The organism is Sphingomonas sanguinis NBRC 13937 (assembly GCF_001591005.1).
Classification (GTDB): domain Bacteria; phylum Pseudomonadota; class Alphaproteobacteria; order Sphingomonadales; family Sphingomonadaceae; genus Sphingomonas; species Sphingomonas sanguinis.
In genome coordinates, this window is the sequence record NZ_BCTY01000023.1 from 35,238 (window position 1) to 55,570 (window position 20,333).

Annotated in this window: 15 protein-coding genes; 7 read left to right on the forward strand and 8 right to left on the reverse strand. The window is 66.0% G+C overall.

The features are described from left to right. Positions 1-45 precede the first annotated feature (45 nt). The 6 genes from SSA01S_RS10995 (at position 46) to glgX (ending at position 11,005) form a co-directional block, all read left to right on the forward strand. Complete coding sequence (locus tag SSA01S_RS10995) at positions 46-2,478, forward strand: glycogen/starch/alpha-glucan phosphorylase (RefSeq protein WP_082795044.1); 2,433 nt, start codon at positions 46-48, stop codon at positions 2,476-2,478. Next, entirely contained in the window at positions 2,475-4,628 is a 2,154-nt protein-coding gene (glgB, locus tag SSA01S_RS11000) for a 1,4-alpha-glucan branching protein GlgB (protein ID WP_061780394.1), read from the forward strand. Before SSA01S_RS10995 ends, glgB begins: the two co-directional genes overlap by 4 nt. A gap of 79 nt (positions 4,629-4,707) precedes the next feature. Beyond that, positions 4,708-5,970, forward strand: coding sequence for a glucose-1-phosphate adenylyltransferase (glgC, locus tag SSA01S_RS11005; protein WP_061780395.1), 1,263 nt, complete (start codon positions 4,708-4,710; stop codon positions 5,968-5,970). A gap of 8 nt (positions 5,971-5,978) precedes the next feature. After that, entirely contained in the window at positions 5,979-7,433 is a 1,455-nt protein-coding gene (glgA, locus tag SSA01S_RS11010; RefSeq protein ID WP_061780396.1) for a glycogen synthase GlgA, read from the forward strand. Then, positions 7,430-9,055 (forward strand): alpha-D-glucose phosphate-specific phosphoglucomutase, encoded by a 1,626-nt coding sequence (locus tag SSA01S_RS11015; protein WP_061780397.1) that lies wholly within the window; start codon positions 7,430-7,432, stop codon positions 9,053-9,055. The genes glgA and SSA01S_RS11015 overlap by 4 nt, the downstream gene beginning before the upstream one ends. 153 nt (positions 9,056-9,208) lie before the next feature. Next, a complete protein-coding gene (gene glgX, locus SSA01S_RS11020) occupies positions 9,209-11,005 on the forward strand; it encodes a glycogen debranching protein GlgX (protein ID WP_061780398.1) in 1,797 nt (598 codons plus the stop codon). Here glgX and cyoD read toward each other — a convergent pair. From cyoD to SSA01S_RS11045, 5 genes are read right to left on the reverse strand one after another with little or no spacing between them, the layout of a single operon-like run. Next, positions 11,002-11,385, reverse strand: a complete 384-nt coding sequence (gene cyoD, locus SSA01S_RS11025) for a cytochrome o ubiquinol oxidase subunit IV (RefSeq protein ID WP_056436502.1) — start codon at positions 11,383-11,385, stop codon at positions 11,002-11,004. The genes glgX and cyoD overlap by 4 nt on opposite strands. Further along, complete coding sequence (locus SSA01S_RS11030; RefSeq protein WP_061780399.1) at positions 11,382-12,017, reverse strand: cytochrome (ubi)quinol oxidase subunit III; 636 nt, start codon at positions 12,015-12,017, stop codon at positions 11,382-11,384. The genes cyoD and SSA01S_RS11030 overlap by 4 nt, the downstream gene beginning before the upstream one ends. Next, the gene (gene cyoB, locus SSA01S_RS11035) at positions 12,014-14,026 is read right to left on the reverse strand and encodes a cytochrome o ubiquinol oxidase subunit I (protein ID WP_061780400.1); all 2,013 of its coding nucleotides are present in this window, start codon (positions 14,024-14,026) and stop codon (positions 12,014-12,016) included. The genes SSA01S_RS11030 and cyoB overlap by 4 nt, the downstream gene beginning before the upstream one ends. Continuing rightward, positions 14,023-14,910 (reverse strand): ubiquinol oxidase subunit II, encoded by an 888-nt coding sequence (gene cyoA / locus SSA01S_RS11040; RefSeq protein WP_061780401.1) that lies wholly within the window; start codon positions 14,908-14,910, stop codon positions 14,023-14,025. The genes cyoB and cyoA overlap by 4 nt, the downstream gene beginning before the upstream one ends. Before the next feature lie 50 nt (positions 14,911-14,960). Beyond that, positions 14,961-15,404: a hypothetical protein gene (locus tag SSA01S_RS11045; protein ID WP_061780402.1), complete on the reverse strand. Its 444-nt coding sequence runs from the start codon at positions 15,402-15,404 to the stop codon at positions 14,961-14,963. 78 nt (positions 15,405-15,482) lie between these two features. Here SSA01S_RS11045 and SSA01S_RS11050 point away from each other — a divergent pair, with 78 nt between their 5' ends. Beyond that, the gene (locus SSA01S_RS11050; protein WP_061780403.1) at positions 15,483-16,316 is read left to right on the forward strand and encodes an HpcH/HpaI aldolase/citrate lyase family protein; all 834 of its coding nucleotides are present in this window, start codon (positions 15,483-15,485) and stop codon (positions 16,314-16,316) included. Between the two features lie 135 nt (positions 16,317-16,451). Here SSA01S_RS11050 and SSA01S_RS11055 read toward each other — a convergent pair whose 3' ends face one another. The 3 genes from SSA01S_RS11055 to SSA01S_RS11065 form a co-directional block, all read right to left on the reverse strand. After that, the gene (locus SSA01S_RS11055; protein ID WP_061780404.1) at positions 16,452-18,449 is read right to left on the reverse strand and encodes an acetyl-CoA carboxylase biotin carboxylase subunit; all 1,998 of its coding nucleotides are present in this window, start codon (positions 18,447-18,449) and stop codon (positions 16,452-16,454) included. Positions 18,450-18,652: 203 nt separating this feature from the next. Next, entirely contained in the window at positions 18,653-19,678 is a 1,026-nt protein-coding gene (gene bioB / locus SSA01S_RS11060; RefSeq protein ID WP_061780405.1) for a biotin synthase BioB, read from the reverse strand. A gap of 14 nt (positions 19,679-19,692) precedes the next feature. Continuing rightward, positions 19,693-20,333 (reverse strand): cobalamin-dependent protein (locus tag SSA01S_RS11065; protein WP_174521624.1); only part of this gene is annotated, 641 nt, incomplete at its 5' end.

Genomic DNA, 20,333 nt, shown 5'->3' on the forward strand with positions numbered 1-20,333 from the left:
CGCGGCTAAGCTGGCGTGAACTGGGATACAGGGACGCCCGAATCAATGACGACCACCATCACCACGCTGCATGTCGACGACACCGGGCCGCTGGCCGACGCCATTGTCGACACGCTGGTGCACCGGATCGGCAAGGACGCCGCCAATGCGCGACCGCACGACTGGCTGGCCGCGACCATCCTGACCGTCCGCAACGACATCATCGAACGCTGGATGGCCTCCACCCGCCAAGCCCATGCGGCGGGTGCAAAGCGGGTCTATTATCTCAGCCTGGAGTTCCTGATCGGCCGGTTGCTGCGCGATGCCCTGTCGAACATGGGCGTCATGGCGCAGGTGGCAGGCGCGCTCCAGACGCTGGGCGTCGACCTGGCCGCACTGGAAGAGATGGAACCCGACGCCGCGCTGGGTAATGGCGGCCTGGGGCGGTTGGCGGCGTGCTTCATGGAAAGCCTCGCCAGCCTCGACCTGCCCGCCTACGGCTATGGCATCCGCTATGTGAACGGCATGTTCCGCCAGCGGATCGACGATGGCTGGCAGGTCGAGCTGCCCGAAACCTGGCTCAGCCACGGCAACCCCTGGGAATTCGAGCGTCGCGAGAGCGCCTATTTCGTCGGCTTCGGCGGCGAGGTCGTCGGGACCGAGACGGGCGCGGTCCACTGGAAGCCCGCCGAGGCGATCGAGGCGATCGCGGTCGACACCCCCGTCGTCGGCTGGCGCGGCAAGCGGGTCAACACGCTGCGGCTGTGGACCGCACAGGCGATCGACCCCATCCGGCTCGATCGGTTCAACGCGGGCGATTATACCGGCGCGCTTGCCGGACAGATGGCGGCGGAGACGCTGGTCCGCGTCCTCTATCCCTCGGACAGCTCGCCCGCCGGCCAGGAATTGCGACTGCGGCAGGAGTATTTCTTCTCCTCCGCCTCGATCCAGGACATCGTTCGGCGGCATATCCAGTATTTCAAGGATATCCGCACCCTGCCCGACAAGGCGGCGATCCAGCTCAACGACACCCATCCGGCGGTGTCGGTCGCCGAGTTGATGCGCCTGCTGATCGATCATCACGATCTGGGTTTCGACGAGGCGTGGGACATCACCCGTCGCACCTTCGGTTACACCAACCACACCCTCCTGCCCGAGGCGCTGGAAAGCTGGCCGCTGCACCTGTTCGAGCGGCTGCTGCCGCGCCACATGCAGCTGATCTATGCGATCAACGCCAAGCTGCTGCGCGAGGCGCGGGGCATGGAGGGCGTGGACGACCGCGCCATCGCCGCGATCAGCCTGATCGACGAAGGCGGCGAGCGGAGGGTGCGCATGGCGAACCTGGCTTTTGCGGGCAGCCACAGCGTCAACGGTGTCGCCGCGCTCCACACCGAGCTGATGAAGAAGACGGTCTTCGCCGATCTCCACCACCTCTATCCGACGCGGATCAACAACAAGACCAACGGCATCACCCCGCGCCGCTGGTTGCAGCAATGCAATCCGCAGCTGACCGCGCTGATCCGCGAGGCGATTGGGCCAGGGTTCGAGGATGACGCGGAAAAATTGATAGCGCTCACGGAATTTGCGCAAGACGCGAATTTCCGGGAACGCTTTCTCAGCATCAAACGTTCCAACAAGGTGGGGCTGGCAAATTATCTCCGGGAATCGAGCGGGCTGCGCATAGACCCCGATGCGCTGTTCGACGTCCAGATCAAACGCATCCACGAATATAAGCGCCAGCTGCTCAACATCATCGAGACGGTGGCGCTCTACGACCAAATCCGCAGCCATCCCGAACGCGACTGGACGCCGCGCGTAAAGCTGTTCGCAGGCAAAGCGGCGTCGAGCTATCACAATGCCAAGCTGGTCATCAAACTCGCCAATGACGTCGCCCGCCGGGTCAATTCGGACCCCAGCGTCGGCCATCTGCTGAAGGTCGGGTTCATCCCCAACTACAATGTCAGCCTGGCCGAGAAGATCATTCCTGCCGCCGATCTGTCCGAACAGATTTCGACCGCGGGCATGGAGGCGTCGGGCACCGGCAACATGAAGTTCGCGCTCAACGGCGCGCTGACCATCGGCACGCTCGACGGCGCCAATGTCGAGATCAAGGAGCATGTCGGCGACGATCATATCGTCATCTTCGGCCTGACCGCCGATGAGGTCGGCGCCAAGCGCCGTGACGGCTACAACCCGCGCGACGTGATCGAGGGCAGCCCCGAGCTGCGCCAGGCCGTCTCCGCCATCGCCTCGGGCGTGTTCTCGCCCGACGATCCCGGTCGTTATGCGGGACTGATGGGCGGACTGTACGAAGGCGACTGGTTCATGGTCGCCGCCGATTTCGATGCCTATGCCGCCGCACAACGCAGCGTCGACACCCGCTGGCAGGACCAGGCGGGCTGGGCGACCTCGGCCATCCACAATGTCGCGAAAGTCGGATGGTTCTCCTCCGATCGCACCATCCGGCAATATGCCGAGGAAATCTGGAACGTGATGTGAAGCCACCCCGTGCCGCTCTGGATGCCCTGATCGAGGGCCGCAACGCCGATCCCTTCGCGTTGCTGGGACCTCATGAAGGACCGGGCGGCACGTTCCTGCGGGCGCTGGTGCCGGGTGCGGAGGCGGTCACGGCCTTCGACCTGTCCGGCACGGCGCTGGGCGACCTAAAGAGCGTCGATGCGCGCGGCCTTTTCGAGGGACCAGTCGAAGGTCCCGCCCAGCCGGTCAAGTACCACGCACGCGGCCATGGCGCGGAGTGGTGGATCACCGATCCCTACAGCTTCGGCCCGGTGCTGGGGCCCCTCGACGACTTCCTGATGGGCGAAGGCAATCACTTCCGCCTCTATGACAAGATGGGCGCGCACCTGATCGAGCATCAGGGCGTGGCGGGCGTCCACTTCGCCGTCTGGGCGCCCAATGCCGAGCGTGTCGCGGTCGTCGGCGACTTCAACGACTGGAATCCCGGCCGCCACGTCATGCGCCGCCGCCTGGATGTCGGCGTCTGGGAAATCTTCATCCCCGATATCGGCGAGGGTCGCGCTTACAAGTTCGCCATCACCGGCCCGCATGGCGCGGAACAGCCGATGAAGGCCGACCCCTTCGCCTTCGCCGCCGAGCTTCGCCCCAAGACCGCCTCGGTGACGACCGCGCCGCCCCAGCATGTCTGGAAGGATGCCCCCCACCGCGAGCATTGGTCGAAGATCGACCCGCGCCGCGTGCCGATCAGTATCTATGAGGTCCATGCCGGGTCGTGGGACCGCGACGAGAATGGCTGGTATCTCAGCTGGGACGCGCTGGCCGACCGGCTGATCCCCTATGTGGTCGAGATGGGGTTCACCCATATCGAATTCCTGCCCATCTCCGAGCATCCTTACGACCCGAGCTGGGGCTATCAGACGACCGGGCTCTATGCCCCGTCGGCACGCTTCGGCGATGTCGAGGGCTTTTCGCGCTTCGTCGACGGTGCGCACCGCGCCGGGGTGGGCGTGATCCTCGACTGGGTGCCCGCGCACTTTCCCACCGACGCGCATGGCCTGTCGCATTTCGACGGCACCGCGCTCTATGAGCATGAGGACCCGCGTCAGGGTTTCCATCCCGACTGGAACACCGCCATCTATAATTTCGGGCGGCGCGAGGTTTCGAGCTTCCTGGTCAACAACGCGCTGTTCTGGCCCGAGCGTTATCATATCGACGGGCTTCGCGTGGATGCGGTCGCCTCGATGCTCTACCGCGATTACAGCCGCAAGGACGGCGAGTGGGTGCCCAACGAGCAGGGCGGCCGCGAGAATTGGGAAGCGGTCGAGTTCCTCCGCCAAGTCAACCGCCAAGTCTACGGCCAGCATCCCGGCGTCTTCACCGTCGCCGAAGAGTCCACCGCCTGGCCCGGCGTCTCGGCACCCGCGCATGACGGCGGGCTGGGCTTTGGGTTCAAGTGGAACATGGGCTTCATGCACGACACGCTCCAGTACATGGCGCGCGAGCCGGTGCATCGGCGGCACCATCATGGCGAAATCCTGTTCGGCCTCCACTACGCCTTCGACGAGAATTTCGTCCTGCCGCTCAGCCATGACGAAGTGGTCCATGGCAAGGGCAGCCTGCTGACCAAGATGGCGGGCGATGACTGGCAGAAATTCGCCAATCTTCGCGCTTATTACGCCTTCATGTGGGCCTATCCGGGCAAGAAGCTGCTGTTCATGGGCCAGGAATTCGCCCAGCGCGAGGAATGGTCGGAGGATCGTCCGCTCGACTGGCATCTGCGGTGCAGCCATGCGCATGAGGGCGTCCGCTCGCTGGTCCGCGACCTGAACCACCTGTACCGCGACACGCCCGCGCTCCATGCCCGCGACTGCGAGCGCGAAGGCTTTGAATGGCTGGTCGCCGACGACAGTGCGCAGTCGGTCTTCGCCTGGTTGCGCAAGGCACCTGGCGAAAAGCCGGTCGCGGTCATCGCCAACATGACGCCAGTCGCCCGCGCCCCCTATCGCCTGCCGCTGCCGCAGGAAGGCCGCTGGACCGAGGTGCTGAACTCCGACGCCACCCAATATTGGGGCTCGGGGCTGGGCAATATGGGCGGTGTGGATGCCAAGGACGGCGCGGCCTGGGTGACGCTGCCACCGCTGGCGACCGTGATCCTGCGCTTCGACGGCTGATCTGGATCGAAGCTTTTCCAAGAATACCAACGCGTTGTCAGCGCGTTGCACCACAGACAAACGGGATGGGAGACGGACGATGGACCTGAGGCGCGGACAACCGCTGGCGCGCGATGCCATGGCCTATGTGCTGGCGGGCGGTCGTGGCAGTCGCCTGATGGAGTTGACCGACACCCGTGCCAAGCCCGCCGTCTATTTCGGCGGCAAGGCGCGGATCATCGACTTTGCCCTGTCCAACGCGATCAACTCGGGCATCCGCCGCATCGGCGTGGCGACCCAGTACAAGGCGCACTCGCTGATCCGCCACCTCCAGCGTGGCTGGAACTTCCTGCGCGACGAACGCAACGAAAGCTTCGATATCCTGCCTGCCAGCCAGCGGATCAGCGAATTCCAATGGTATGAGGGCACCGCCGACGCGGTGTTCCAGAATATCGACATCATCGAAAGCTATGCGCCGGAGTTCATGGTCATCCTGGCGGGCGATCACGTCTACAAGATGGACTATGAGCTGATGCTCCAGCAGCATGTCGACAGTGGCGCCGACGTCACCGTCGCCTGTCTGGAGGTCTCGCGCGAGGAAGCCAGCGCTTTCGGCGTGATGCATGTCGACGAGACCGACCGCATCGTCGACTTTGTCGAGAAGCCCGCCGATCCGCCCTCCATCCCCGGCAATCCGGGCGTGTCGCTCGCGTCGCTGGGCATCTATGTCTTTCGCACCGCCTTCCTCTTCGAGCAGCTGCGTCGCGACGCCGCCACGCCGGGCTCCGCCCGTGATTTCGGCAAGGACATCATCCCCTATCTGGTCGAGCATGGCAAAGCCCAGGCGCACCGCTTCTCCGCCAGCTGCGTCCGCTCCGAGGACGAACCCGGTGCCTATTGGCGCGATGTCGGCACCGTCGACGCCTATTGGGAGGCCAGCCTCGACCTGACCGATGTGGTGCCGCAGCTCGACCTGTACGACCGCAGCTGGCCGCTCTGGACCTATGCCGAGATCACGCCGCCCGCCAAGTTCGTCCATGACATGGAGGGACGACGTGGATCGGCGGTGGCCAGCCTGATCGCGGGCGACTGCATCGTGTCGGGATCGTCGATCAACCGCTCGCTGCTGTCGACCGGGGTCCGCACGCACAGCTATGCCTCACTCAACGAGGCCGTCGTCCTGCCCTTCTGCCATATCGGCCGCGGCGCCCAGTTGCGGCGGGTGATCCTGGATCGCGGCGTCAAGATTCCCGATGGCCTGGTGGTTGGGGAAGACCCGGTGCTCGACGCGCATCGGTTCCGGCGCACCGACAAGGGCATCTGCCTGATCACCCAGCCGATGATCGACCGTCTGGCCAACTGAAAGTCCCCATGACCCTTTCCGTCCTGTCGGTCGCCTCGGAGGCGTTCCCGCTCATCAAGACCGGCGGCCTCGCCGATGTGGTCGGCGCGCTGCCCGAGGCGCTGGCGCCACACGACATCGCCGTGACCACGCTGATCCCCGGTTTCCCCAAGGTGATGCGCGCGATCGGCGAGGATGCGCCGCGCGTCCATCACTTCCCGCATATCATCGGCACCGAGGCGTGGCTTCGCGAGGCGATGATCGGCACGCACCGCCTGCTGGTGATCGACGCGCCGCAGCTTTGGGAGCGCGACGGGCTTCCCTATGTCGATACCGCCGGCAACGACTGGCCCGACAATTGGCGGCGCTTCGCGGTACTGGCGCGCGCCGGGGCCGATCTCGCCTCGGGCGCGGTGCCGGGTTATGATTTCGACCTGCTCCACGCGCATGACTGGCAGGCGGCGCTCGCCCCCGCCTTCCTCCATTACGCGCCGGGGCCTGGGCCTGTGGCAAAGAGCATCGTCACCATCCACAATATCGCGTTTCAGGGTTCGTTCGCGGCGCATCACTTCCCCGATCTGGGCCTGCCCCCCGAGGCGTGGAGCGTCGACGGCGTCGAATATTATGGCCAGATCGGCTATCTGAAGGCGGGCCTGCGGACGGCGGATGCGATCACCACGGTCAGCCCCACTTACGCCGAGGAAATCCACCGGGTTCAGTATGGCATGGGGCTGGAGGGCCTGATCGCCCAGCGCGCCGAATGCGTCAGCGGCATCGTCAACGGTATCGACCCCGCCATCTGGAGCCCAAAGGCCGACCCCGCCCTGCCCGCCCCCTTCACCGTCGACACGCTGAACAACCGTATCGCCAACAAGCGTGCAGTCGAGCAGGCGTTCGGGCTGGACGAGGATGACAGCCCGATCTTCACCGTCATCAGCCGCCTGACCTGGCAAAAGGGCATGGACGTGTTGGTCGAGGTGATCGACGATCTGGTGGCGCTGGGCGGACGGCTGGTCGTGCTGGGCACCGGCGACCCGGCGCTGGAGATCGCCTTCGCCACCGCCGCCCTTCGCCATCCCGGCCGCGTCGCCGTGCGCATCGGCTATGACGAGCCGGTCTCGCACCTGCTCCAGGGTGGCTGCGATGCGATCGTCATCCCTTCGCGATTCGAGCCGTGCGGGCTGACCCAGCTTTATGCGCTCGCCTATGGCTGCGTTCCCGTGGTCGCGCGCACCGGCGGGCTGGCCGATACGATCATCGACGCCAATGAGGCCGCGCTGGCCATGGGCGTCGCGACCGGGCTCCAGTTCGATACTGTCACCGCGGACAATATCGTCGCCGTGCTGCGTCGCACTATGAGACTCTATGCCGACCAAGACCAATGGCGTACCATTCAGGTCAATGGCATGAACGCCGACTATAGCTGGCACCATAGCGGCCGCCACTATGCCGAACTCTATCGATCCGTGCTGGGGAACCCATGATCAAGACCGTCGCGACCGAGCCTTATCTCGACCAGAAGCCCGGCACCTCGGGCCTGCGCAAGAAGGTCCGCGTCTTTCAGCAGCCCAACTATGCCGAGAACTTCATCCAGTCGACGTTCGACGCGCTGGGCGATGAAAAGACTGGCCAGACGCTGGTGATCGGCGGTGACGGTCGCTTCCTGAACCGCGAGGTGATTCAGGTGGCGATCCGCATGGCGGCGGCGAACGGCTTTGCCCGCGTCGTGGTCGGCCAGGGCGGCATCCTGTCGACCCCGGCGGCCAGCAACGTGATCCGCCAGCGCAAGGCGCTGGGCGGTCTGGTCCTGTCGGCCAGCCACAATCCGGGCGGGCCGGACGAAGACTTCGGCATCAAGTACAACATTGCGAACGGCGGCCCCGCGCCGGAAAAGGTGACCGACGCGATCCATGCCAACACCAAGTCGATCAGCCGCTGGCTGACCGTCGAGGCCGATGACATCGACCTGGACACGCTGGGCGAGGTGACGGTCGGCGGCATGACGGTCGAGGTGATCGACTCGGTCGCCGACTATGCCGCGCTGATGGAAAGCCTGTTCGACTTCGCCGCGATCAAGCGCGCAGTTGAGGGCGGTTTCACCATGTCGTTCGACGCGATGAGCGCGGTGACGGGGCCCTACGCGACTGAGATTCTGGAAAAGCGGCTGGGCTTCGCGCCTGGCACCGTGAAGAACGGCACTCCGCTCCCCGATTTCGGCGGGCATCACCCCGACCCCAATCTGGTCCATGCCAAGGAACTCTACGACCGGATGATGGCCCCCGACGCCCCCGATTTCGGCGCGGCGTCGGATGGCGACGGCGACCGCAACCTGATCATCGGTCGCGGCCGCTTCATCACGCCATCGGACAGCCTGGCGATGCTGGCGGCGAACGCGCATCTGGCCCCGGCCTATGCCGGTGGCCTGAAGGGTATCGCCCGCTCGATGCCGACCAGCGCCGCTGCCGACCGCGTGGCCGAGAAGCTGGGCATCCCGGCCTATGAGACGCCGACCGGCTGGAAATTCTTCGGCAACCTGCTCGATGCAGGCATGGCGACGATCTGCGGCGAAGAAAGCGCGGGCACGGGTTCGGACCATGTGCGCGAGAAGGACGGGCTGTGGGCGGTGCTGCTCTGGCTCAACATCCTTGCCGCCTCGGGCAAGTCGGTCGACCAGATCGCCCGCGATCACTGGGCGACCTATGGCCGCAACTATTATGCACGCCACGACTATGAGGGCGTCGAGAGCGTGCGTGCTGATGCGCTGATGGCCGACCTGCGTGCCAAGCTGGCCACCCTGCCCGGCGAGACGTTCGCGGGTCTGACGGTCGAGACGGCGGACGACTTCGCCTATACCGACCCCACCGACCAGTCGGTCAGCCGCAACCAGGGCATCCGCGTGTTGTTCGTGGGCGGCAGTCGCGTCGTGTTCCGCCTGTCGGGCACCGGCACCAGCGGCGCGACCCTGCGCGTCTATCTGGAGCGTTATTCCGCCGATCAGCTCGATCGCGAGACGCCGGATATGCTGGCGGACATCATCGCGGCGGCCGACGAGATCGCCGGAATCACCCAGCATACCGGCCGCACCGAACCCGATGTGGTGACCTGATCGCCCTTGGGGGAGAGACTATCGCCCTCCCCCCTTCCACCCCGGCGCAGGCCGGGGTCCAGATGCCACCAAGCTGGTGGAAGTCTCGATAGGCTGGCCCAACTGGACCCCGGCCTTCGCCGGGGTGGTCATGATGGGTAAGGTCGCGTCGCCATGACGAATCAGCCCTATTCCCTCGGCGCAACGCCCGCTCCCGGCAGCACCAGTTTCACCGTACGCTCCACTGCCGATCGGGTAGAGCTTTGCCTGTTCGACGGCGCAGACGAACGCCGCATCGCCATGACCCGCGACGGCGATGTGTGGAGCGCCACGGCCCCCGGCACGAACTATCTCTATGGCTACCGCGCGCACGGGGAATACGACCCGGCCCGCAACCTGTGGTTCGACCCTGCCAAGCTGCTGGTCGATCCTTACGCGCTCGAACTCGACCGTCCCTTTATCCAGTCACCGCGTCTGGCGGCCTATGGCGAAGACACTGCCGACATCATACCCCGTGCCCATGTCGTCGCGCCACTGACCGCCACCCCCGCCCCGCCGTTGTTTCGGCCGGGCGGCCTGATCTACGAACTCAATGTGCGCGGTTTCACCATGCGCCACCCCGCCATTCCACCCGAACAGCGCGGCACCTTGGCGGCGCTCGCCCATCCCGCCGTGCTGGATCACCTGAGCAAGCTGGGCGTGGCGGCAGTCGAAGTCATGCCCATCACCGCCGCGATCGACGAGCGGCATCTGCCACCGCTCGGCCTGCGCAATGCCTGGGGTTACAACCCGGTCGTGCCGATGGCGCTCTGCCCGGAGCGGGTGCCAGGCGGCATCGCAGAACTGGTCGCAACTGTCGCTACGCTGCGGCAGGCCGGGATCGGCGTCATCCTCGACCTCGTGTTCAACCATATGGGCGAAAGTGACGTCCATGGCGGCACCCTGTCCTTTCGCGGGCTAGACCCGGATGCCTATGCGCGGACGACGAACGGCACGCTCATCAACGATGCGGGCACCGGCAACACGCTCGACGCCAGCCGCCCTGGCGTCCGTGCGATGATCCTCGACAGCTTGCGCCATTTCGCGCGGGCGGGCGTGGACGGCTTCCGCTTCGACCTGGCGCCGGTGCTGGCGCGCGGACCAGGCTTCGACGCCCGCGCGCCCATCTTTGCCGAGATCGCCGCCGATCCGATCCTGTCGACCCGCATCATGATCGCCGAGCCGTGGGACATCGGCCCCGGCGGCTATCAGCTTGGCCACTTTCCCGAGCATTGGCTGGAGTGGAACGACAAATATCGTGATCAGGTCCGCCGCTTCTGGCGCGGCGACGGACGCAGCGGCGATCTGGCGACACGGATCGCCGGCTCGGCGGATGTCTTTGCCAGCGCCGCCAGCCGCTCGGTTAATTTCGTTGCGGCACATGACGGCTTCACCCTCGCCGATCTGGTCGCCTATGCCGGGCGGCACAACCACGCCAATGGCGAAGACAATCGCGACGGCCATGGTGACGAGGTGTCGTGGAACCATGGGCAGGAAGGCCCGACCGACGATCCCGCCATCCGTGCCGCCCGCACTCGCTCGGCCCGCGCGATGCTCGCCACAGTGTTCCTGTCGCGGGGCACCCCGATGCTGACCGCAGGCGACGAGTTCGGCCGCAGCCAGAACGGCAACAATAACGGCTATGCGCAGGACAACGAGACGACGTGGCTCGACTGGGAAACCCGCGACGAAGCGCTGGAGGGTTTCGTTGCAGGGCTCAGCGCCTTTCGTCGCGCCACACCGATCGAGTGGACCGACTGGCTGGCCGGGGCCGAGTGGCGGAACCTGTCCGGCGCTCCGATGACACCCGAGGATTGGGACGGAAGCAACGGCTTTGCCCTGTACATCCCTGTCGGCAACGAAAACCTGATCCTACGCTTCGACCGCGCACGGGGTGTATCCGGTATCCGGGGCACGATGCTGGAAAGCTAAGGCGTCGCCATCGGCCCCATCAGATTGTGGTTCAGATGCCCCATGATCCAGATCGAGCCCAGCAGCACCAGCGCCACGATCAGGATGCCGAACAGCAGCGCCAGCACATTGTTGCTGTTGTCCGGCCCGGTGGTGATGTGGAGGAAGAACACCAGATGCACCCCCATCTGCCCGATCGCCAGCGCGACCAGCGCGGCGGGGACGGCGGGGCCCCAGACGATATCGAACTGCACCAGCGCAAAGGATGCCGCCGTCAGGATCGCGGCGGCGACCAGCCCGATCGCATAGCTGCGGATGCCACCGACGACCGAGTCCTTCTCGCTCTCCACGCCCGGCGCGGTTTCGTCGCGGGCCATTTCCTCGTCGGGCCGCTCGCTCATCCGCGCACTCCCATCAGGTAAACCATGGTGAACAGCGCCACCCAGATGATGTCGAGCGCGTGCCAGAACAGGCTGAAGCACAGGATGCGACGCAGGATATCCTCGCGAAACCCCTTGGCCCAGGCCTGCGCCATCATCGTCGTCAGCCACAGCATCCCCAGCAGGACGTGCAGCCCATGGCACCCGACCAGCGCGAAAAACGCCGACAAGAACGCGCTGCGCCCCGGCCCTGCCCCCTCGCCGATCAGGTGCAGGAACTCATAGGTCTCCAGCGCCAGGAAGCCCGCGCCGAGCAGCCCGGTCGCCGCCATTGCGATCTGGAACCAGCGCATGTCGCGTGCCAGCGTGGCAATCCCCGCCAGCCCGCAGGCGAAGCTGGACAGGAGCAGCAGCACCGTCTCCGTTTCGACCAGCTTCAGCTCGAACAGGTCCTTGCCCGAGGGACCACCCGCCGTCGCATCCTTCAACACCGCATATCCGGCGAAGAAGCAGGCGAACAGGATGAAGTCCGACAGCAGGAAGATCCAGAAGCCATAGGACACCACCACCCGCTTGGGCGCGGGGCCGTCCGGGTTCGGCTCGGCGGTGCGGCCCAGCTTGTTGGGATCATGCGCCTGGGCGGTCTGGCTCATGACAGCGCCTCTTGCGGCAGGTCGAGCAGGGTCGCCTTGCTGCGCCGCCGCGCCTGATCCAGCCGTTCGACTTGCTCGACCGGGATTTCATACTCCGCTTTGTCGCGCCAGGCGAAGACGATGAACGTCCCCCAGGCGCCGAAGAACCCCAGGATCACCAGCCACCAGATATGCCAGATCAGCGCAAAGCCCATGGCCGTGGCAAAGAAGGCCGCGACGATCCCGGTCGGCGAATTACGCGGCATCTCGATCGGTTCGTAATCAGGGCGATCGGACAGAGCGCGGTTCTCGCGTGCCTTCGCCTTGATGCCCCAATAGGCTTCCTCGCCCTTCACATCGGGCAGCACCGCGAAGTTGAAGGCGGGCGGCGGCGAAGTGGTGATCCACTCCAACGTGCGCCCGTCCCAGGGATCGCCACTCTCGTCGATCCGATCTTTCCGCGTCTTGATCGAGACGTAAAGCATCATGACCTGGCACGCGATGCCAGCCGCGATCAGCAGCGCACCGACGCCCGCGACCAGCAGCCAGGGATCCCAGCCCGGCACGTCATAATGCTGCATCCGCCGCGTCATGCCCATCAGGCCGAGCACATAGAGCGGCATGAAGGCGACGTAGAAGCCGCTGATCCACAGCCAGAAGGCGCGCTTGCCCCAGGTCTCGTCCAGCGTGAAGCCGAACATCTTGGGAAACCAGAAAGTGAACCCCGCAAACGCGCCGAACAGCACGCCGCCGATGATGACGTTGTGGAAATGCGCGACCAGGAACAGCGAGTTGTGCAGCACGAAATCGGCCGGGGGCACCGCCAGCATCACGCCGGTCATGCCGCCGATCACGAAGGTCACGATGAACCCGATCGACCACAGCATCATCGACGTATAGCGGATACGCCCACCATACATGGTGAACAGCCAGTTGAAGACCTTCACCCCCGTCGGTACGGCGATGATCATCGTCGTGATGCCGAAGAAACCGTTCACATCGGCCCCTGCCCCCATGGTGAAGAAATGGTGCAGCCAAACCATGAAGGACAGGATGCAGATCACCATGGTCGCGATGACCATCGAGCGATAGCCAAACAAGGGTTTGGACGAGAAGGTCGAGATGATCTCGGAAAACACCCCGAAGGCGGGCAGGATGAGGATGTAGACTTCCGGGTGGCCCCAGGCCCAGATGAGGTTGACGAACATCATCTGATTGCCGCCCGCTTCCGGCGTGAAGAAGTGGAAGCCGAGATAACGGTCGAGGATCAGCATGCCGAGCACGGCGGTCAGCACCGGAAAGGCCGCGACGATCAGCAGGTTGGAGGCCAGCGACGTCCAGGTGAACATCGGCATCCGGCTATAGCCCATGCCCGGCGCGCGCATCTTCAGGATGGTGGTGACGAGGTTCACGCCGGACAGCAGCGTCCCCATCCCCGATATCTGAAGCGCCCAGAGATAATAATCGACACCAACGCCGGGCGAGAATCTCAGCTCCGACAGCGGCGGATAGACCAGCCAGCCGGTCTTGGCGAACTCGCCGATGACCAGGCTCATATTGATGAGCAGCGCGCCGCTGGCGGTCAGCCAGAAGCTGACCGAGTTGAGCGTCGGAAACGCCACGTCGCGCACGCCGAGTTGGAGCGGCACGACGAAGTTCATTAGCCCGATCATGAACGGCATCGCCACGAAGAAGATCATGATCGTGCCATGCGCCGAGAATATCTGGTCGTAATGATCGGGCGGCAGATAGCCTTCATTGCCGTACGCAATCGCCTGTTGCGACCGCATCAGCAACGCATCGGAAAACCCGCGCAGCAGCATGACGCCTGCCAGCAGGCAGTACATGACACCGATCCGCTTATGGTCGACGCTCGTGATCCATTCGCTCCAGATGTACGGCAGGTGCCCGCGCCGCCACACCCAGACGAAGACGCCCAGCAGGACCAGCCCGATGATGCCCGCCGACACCAGGGGCAGCGGTTCGTGGAACGGGATCGAATCCCAGCCGAGCTTGCCGGTGAAACTCATTGCTCGCGCCCGTCCTTGGCTGTCTCACCCTCGGGCGCGCCGTTCTTCATGACGATCTGGTCGTAAAGGCCGGGCTGGAGCCGGGGATAGCTGGCGGGACGAACGTTGCGACTGGGATGCGCCATCGCGACGAACTCGTTCCAGTCGAGCGTCTTGCCCTGCCCTTCGCGCGCGGTCGCGACGAAGCGATCGAAGGCGGCCTGGGGCATCGCATCGACGAAGAAGTCCATATCCGCAAAGCCCTCCCCGCTATAATGCGCCGACAGCCCGCGATACCGCCCGGCCTTGTCGGCGCGCAGGTGAAGCGTCGAGTCCATGCCCGACATGGCGTAGATCTGGCTGCCCAGTTGCGGCACGAAGAAACTGTTCATCACGCCTGCCGAGGTGATGCGGAACCTGACCGGCGTACCGACCGGCACGACCAGCCGGTTGATCGTCGCGATCCCCTGTTCGGGATAGAGGAACAGCCATTTCCAGTCGGTCGCGACGACCTCGACGGTCATCGTCTTCGCCTTGGACGCGATGGGCTTGGGCGGATCGAGATCATGGCTGCCGATCCAGGCGATGCCGCCCAGGAACATGATCGCCAGCGCCGGGATCGACCAGACCAGCAATTCCAGTCGCCCTGAATAGGCCCATTCGGGCAGATGCTTCGCGCGACTGTTGCCGGCTCGAAACCACCAGCCAAAGGCGAAGGTGAGCAGGATGACCGGCACGACGATGGCCAGCATCACCACCAGCGCGTTGAAGAAGATGCTGCGCTCGCCCGCCGCGATCGGCCCGGCGGGGTTCAGGATGCCGGGCTCACAGGCGGCAATGACCACGCACAGCCCAAGACACGCGAAACGCGCTGTAATTTTGGCGAGGCGCGGATCGCGGAACATTCAGGCGGGTGAACGGCGGCCTGGCGCTTTCGTTCCGCCCCCGCAAAGGATCAGGCGGCCAGTCTCCGCCCCTCGCTATCGTCGCTGTCGTTGGCGGGTCGCTCCACCCGGCGCGGGTGAGCGGTCCGACTAGAGGACATCCGCCCGGCCCAGCGACCGAAAACTGGCCAGCGCGCCAGCAGCGAGGAAGACAGGACAACTGCCATGGCCAGTTCGGCCACACCGCCCCATTCGACCGCCGATGCGAGCATGACCAGATCGCCCATTGCCCCGGCAGCCGGGGCGAGCATGCGAATCTCATCGATCTCGAACCAGATGGCGAGGCCCAGTAGCGCGATCCCCAGCGCCATCATCGCCATATGCCCCGGCCGCACCCGGCCGAGCAGCCGCGCGGGGGCCTCGACCAACATGCCCGCCAGCCAGCGGCTGACCGGCAGGTCCGGCCAGACGTAAAGCGTGATCGTCAGCCCCAGCAGCAACAGCGTCGCGGTCATATCATCCCCCCTTCGAGGTTTCGATTATGGGGCGACCCCGCCATTTTACCAGAGGCGTGACCCCGCTATGCTCGCGCGATGACCCTGCGCAGCGCCCTGTTCCTCCCCGCCTCCAACCCCCGCGCCATCGCCAAGGCGCGTATGCTCGACAGCGATGCGGTGATCCTCGACCTGGAGGATGCGGTCGCCCCCGATGCCAAGGCCATGGCGCGCGAGGCGGCGGTGACGGCGTTGCGCGAGGGAGGCTTTGGCGAGCGAGTGCTGGTCGTGCGGACGAACGGGTTCGACAGCCCCCATGCCGCCGACGACCTCGCCGCGCTGGCGGAAACCCGTCCGGCGGCGGTGCTGATCCCCAAGGTCGATGATGTGGCGACTCTGGCCGCCGCACGCGGGGCGCTAGGGCCCGACGTGCCGCTCTGGGCGATGATCGAGACGTGTCGCGGCATCCTGTCGCTGGGCGCGATCGCGCAGGCCGCCACGGCGTTGGGACTGACCGCCCTGATCGCCGGGACGAACGACTTGGCGAAGGAGATGCGCCTGCCCTCGCCGCCTGCGCCCGAGGCGTTGCTGCCCTTGCGTGTCCAGATCGTCGTCGCCGCCCGCAGCGCCGGGCTGATCGCGCTGGACGGCGTATGCAACGCCCTCGACGCCCCCGAACGGCTGGCGGCGGAATGTGCGGAGGGGCGGCGTCTGGGCTTCGACGGCAAGACGCTGATCCATCCCAACCAGATCGCCACGGCAAATGCGGGGTTCGGCCCGGACGCGGACGAGATCGCCTGGGCGCGGAGGGTGGTAGCGGCCTTCGCCGATCCCGAGCAAGCGGCGCTGGGCGCGATCCGGCTGGATGGCCAGATGGTCGAACGCCTGCACCTGGCGGAGGCGGAACGGATCTTGGTGCTCGCTCGCCACTGACCCCACCCCGGCGGAGGCCGGGGTCCAGTTTCCATGCATAGGGTGGCGCGCATTGTCGTGGCGGGGGAGGTAACGGCGCCCCGCGTTTGATAGCCCATAGCAACTGGACCCCGGCCTTCGCCGGGGTGGATTGGTTTACTCTAGTTCCAGGATAACGGCATCCACCGCGAGGCTGTCGCCGGCTTTGGCGGAGATGGTCTTGACGGTGCCCGTCTTGGCGGCGCGCAGGATGTTTTCCATCTTCATCGCCTCGACCACCGCCAGCGGCTGTCCGGCCTCGACCTGGTCACCCTCGGCAACATCAAGGCGGACGAGCAGGCCCGGCATCGGTGCGATGAGGAACTTCGACAGGTCGGGCGGCACCTTTTCGATGAGGTGCTGAGCGTAAGGGGCGGCGCGGGCGGGGAGCACGCGGACCAAGTGGCTGGCCCCGCGCGTGGTTAGCTTGAAGCCGGTGCGGGTCTTGGCGATGCGGACGTGGAGGGTTTCGCCGTTCTCGTCCTCCACCGCGATCATCCGGTCTCCCGGCGTATAGGCGATGGCGAGGTCGAGCTCGGCGCCGTCGACGCTGATCCCGTCGGTCGAGACGTTGACCACATGGTCCTGCCCGCCGATCCGCACCATCCAGTCGGCGGGCGGTTGCAGGCGGTGGCCGAGCTGGCCGTCGATGCGGCGGGCGCGGTCGGCCTCGGCCGTGGCGGCGAAGGCGGCGACGGCAGCGAGGGTCTGGGTCAGGTCATCGGACGCCGGCGCGCCCTGGAAGCCTTCGGGATATTCCTCGGCGATGAAGCCGGTGGACAGGGCTCCGCTCCGGAAGCGCGGATGCTGCATCAGCGCCGACACGAAGTCGATATTGGTCCCCGGCCCGACGATCTCGAACGCGTCGAGCGCGGCGATCTGCGCGTCGATCGCGGCTTCGCGGGTCGGCGCCCAGGTGACCAGCTTGGCGATCATCGGGTCGTAAAACATGCTGACCTCGCCGCCCTCGGCCACGCCGTCGTCGACGCGGACGCGCGTTTCGTCGTCCGCATGCTCGGCGGGCGGGTTGTAGCGGACCAGCCGCCCGGTCGAGGGCAGGAAGCCGCGATACGGGTCCTCGGCATAGACGCGGTTTTCGATCGCCCAGCCGGTCAGGGTCACATCGTCCTGGCCGAACGCCAGCGGCTCTCCGGCGGCGACGCGGATCATCTGCTCGACCAGATCGAGGCCGGTGATCTCTTCCGTCACCGGATGCTCGACCTGAAGCCGGGTGTTCATCTCGAGGAAGTAGAAGCTTTGGCCGGTGGTATCCGCCCCCGACACGATCAGCTCGACGGTGCCCGCCGAATAATAGCCGACCGCCCGCGCCAGCGCGACCGCCTGCTCGCCCATGGCGCGGCGCATCTCGGGGGTGACGAAGGGCGACGGGGCTTCCTCGACCACCTTCTGGTGGCGGCGCTGGACCGAACATTCGCGCTCGCCGAGATAGACGATGTTGCCATGTTGATCGCCCAGCACCTGGATTTCGATATGGCGCGGGCTCTCGATGAACTTCTCGATGAAGACGCGGTCGTCGCCGAAGCTGGCGAGGCCTTCGCGCTTGGTCGCCTCGAAGCCTTCGCGCACGTCCGCCTCGGACCAGGCGAGCCGCATGCCCTTGCCGCCGCCACCGGCCGACGCCTTCATCATGACCGGGAAGCCGATGTCGGTGGCGATACGCACCGCTTCCTCGGTGTCGGCGATCTCGCCCAGATAGCCGGGGACGACGTTGACGCCCGCAGCCTTGGCGAGCTTCTTCGATTCGATCTTGTCACCCATCGCGGCGATCGCGTTCGGCGGCGGACCGATAAAGGCGATGCCCGCCTCGGCGCAGGCCTCCGCGAAGCTCTCGCGCTCGGACAGGAAGCCGTAACCGGGGTGGATGGCGTCGGCACCGGTCGCCTTAGCAGCGGCGAGGATCAGCTCGGCCTTCAGATAGCTTTCGGCGGCGGGTGCGGGGCCGAGGCGCACCGCTTCATCGGCCAGCCGGACATGCGGGGCGCTGGCGTCGGCGTCCGAATAGACCGCGACGGTGGCGATGCCCATCGCGCGGGCGGTGCGGATCACCCGGCACGCGATTTCCCCGCGATTGGCGATCAGGATTTTCTGGAACACGGGGATACCTCTCCTTTTATGTCGTTGGTCCGTGTCGTCTGTCGTTTGGGAAGCTCCACCCCGGCGAAGGCCGGGGTCCAGTTTCCCTTTGGCCGATGGCGCACCGTCGCTCCTCGGGGGAGGCCCATGCGTCGCGCCATCGAGGGCTTACCGCAACTGGACCCCGGCCTTCGCCGGGGTGGTCAGGATGAGTGGCAAACGCGTCACTCCGCGGCGACCCGCATCGGCTCGGCGCCTTCCATCGGCTTCAGGCCCAGCTTGGCGAACAGCGCCGCATCGGCATCGTCGCCCGCATTGCCCGCGGTCAGCAGCTTGTCGCCGGTGAAGATCGAGTTCGCGCCCGCCAGGAAGCACAGCGCCTGGGTGGCAGCCGACATGCTCTCGCGGCCCGCCGACAGGCGGACCATGCTCATCGGCATGGTGATGCGCGCGACCGCGACGGTGCGGACGAACTCGATATCATCGATCCGCGCCAGCGGCGTGTCGGCGAGCATATCGCCCAGCACCGTGCCCTTGACCGGGACCAGCGCATTGACCGGCACGCTTTCGGGATGGCGCGGCAGGGTGGCCAGCGCATGGACGAAACCAACCCGGTCGCCGCGCGTCTCGCCCATGCCGACGATGCCGCCGCAGCAGACCGAAATCCCCGCCTCGCGCACGTTCGACAGCGTCTCTAGCCGGTCCTCGAAACAGCGCGTGGTGATGACGTTGGCGTAGTTTTCGGGGCTCGTGTCGATATTGTGGTTGTAGTAATCGAGGCCCGCCTCGGCCAGCCGTTGCGCCTGGGGCGCATCGAGCATGCCCAGCGTCATGCAGGTTTCCAGCCCCATGGCCTTCACGCCCTCGACCATGGCGACGACCTTGTCCATGTCGCGCTCCTTCGGGCTGCGCCACGCCGCGCCCATGCAGAAACGCTGCGAGCCCGCCGCCTTGGCCTCGGCCGCCGCCGCGAGGACCGCTTGCACGTCCATCAGCTTTTCGGCCTTCACGTCGCTTTCGGCCGAGGCGCTCTGCGAGCAATAACCGCAATCCTCGGGACAGCCGCCGGTCTTGATCGAGCACAAGGTGCACAACTGCACCTCATCCGCCGCATGATGCGCACGGTGCACTTCCGCTGCCCGGAACAGCAGCTCGGTGAAGGGCAGGTCGAACAGCGCGCTGATCTCGGCGCGGGTCCAGTCGGTGCGCAAGGTCGTTGCCTCGGGGCGGAGCGCGGTGGTCGTCGTCATCACGTCGTATCCTGTCATTCGCCCGTCTCGGGCGGCATATTATGGCCCAGCAGCCTCAGCACATCCTCGGCCGCCTTCACAAGGTTGGTGCCGGGGCCGAAAATCGCCTGCACCCCGGCATCATAGAGCGCCTGATAGTCCTGTGCGGGAATAACGCCACCCGCGATGACCTTGATATCGGCACGGCCTGCGTCGCGGAGGTGGCCGATCAGCTCGGGGATCAGCGTCTTGTGCCCGGCCGCCAGGCTGGAGGCGCCGACCACATCGACGTCGCGGGCCAGCGCCAGTTGCGCGGCTTCCTCCGGCGTCTGGAAGAGCGCGCCGGGCACCACCTTGAATCCCAGATCGCCGAACATCGAGGAAACGAGGTTCGCGCCCCGGTCATGGCCGTCCTGGCCCATCTTGGCGACGAAGAGCCGCGGCTTGCGGCCCAGGCGGCGCTCCACCGCCTCGACCCCTCGCAGCAGGCGGGCCCAGCGCTCGTCCTCGCCGTAAGCGCCGCCATAGATGCCCGACACCGGGGTCGGCTGGGTGCCATAGCGGCCGAACACATCCTCCAGCGCGGCGGAGATTTCTCCGAGCGTCGCCCGCGCCCGTGCCGCTTCCACCGCCAGCGCCAGAAGATTCGCCCCCATTCCTCCCCCAGCGGGGGAGG

Bases quoted from the DNA above. Each gene is read 5' to 3' on its own strand.
- SSA01S_RS10995 (WP_082795044.1), top strand. From the start codon at position 46: ATGACGACCACCATCACCACGCTGCATGTCGACGACACCGGGCCGCTG.
- glgC (WP_061780395.1), top strand. From the start codon at position 4,708: ATGGACCTGAGGCGCGGACAACCGCTGGCGCGCGATGCCATGGCCTAT.
- glgA (WP_061780396.1), top strand. From the start codon at position 5,979: ATGACCCTTTCCGTCCTGTCGGTCGCCTCGGAGGCGTTCCCGCTCATC.
- SSA01S_RS11015 (WP_061780397.1), top strand. From the start codon at position 7,430: ATGATCAAGACCGTCGCGACCGAGCCTTATCTCGACCAGAAGCCCGGC.
- glgX (WP_061780398.1), top strand. From the start codon at position 9,209: ATGACGAATCAGCCCTATTCCCTCGGCGCAACGCCCGCTCCCGGCAGC.
- cyoD (WP_056436502.1), bottom strand. From the start codon at position 11,385: ATGAGCGAGCGGCCCGACGAGGAAATGGCCCGCGACGAAACCGCGCCG.
- SSA01S_RS11030 (WP_061780399.1), bottom strand. From the start codon at position 12,017: ATGAGCCAGACCGCCCAGGCGCATGATCCCAACAAGCTGGGCCGCACC.
- cyoB (WP_061780400.1), bottom strand. From the start codon at position 14,026: ATGAGTTTCACCGGCAAGCTCGGCTGGGATTCGATCCCGTTCCACGAA.
- cyoA (WP_061780401.1), bottom strand. From the start codon at position 14,910: ATGTTCCGCGATCCGCGCCTCGCCAAAATTACAGCGCGTTTCGCGTGT.
- SSA01S_RS11045 (WP_061780402.1), bottom strand. From the start codon at position 15,404: ATGACCGCGACGCTGTTGCTGCTGGGGCTGACGATCACGCTTTACGTC.
- SSA01S_RS11050 (WP_061780403.1), top strand. From the start codon at position 15,483: ATGACCCTGCGCAGCGCCCTGTTCCTCCCCGCCTCCAACCCCCGCGCC.
- bioB (WP_061780405.1), bottom strand. From the start codon at position 19,678: ATGACGACGACCACCGCGCTCCGCCCCGAGGCAACGACCTTGCGCACC.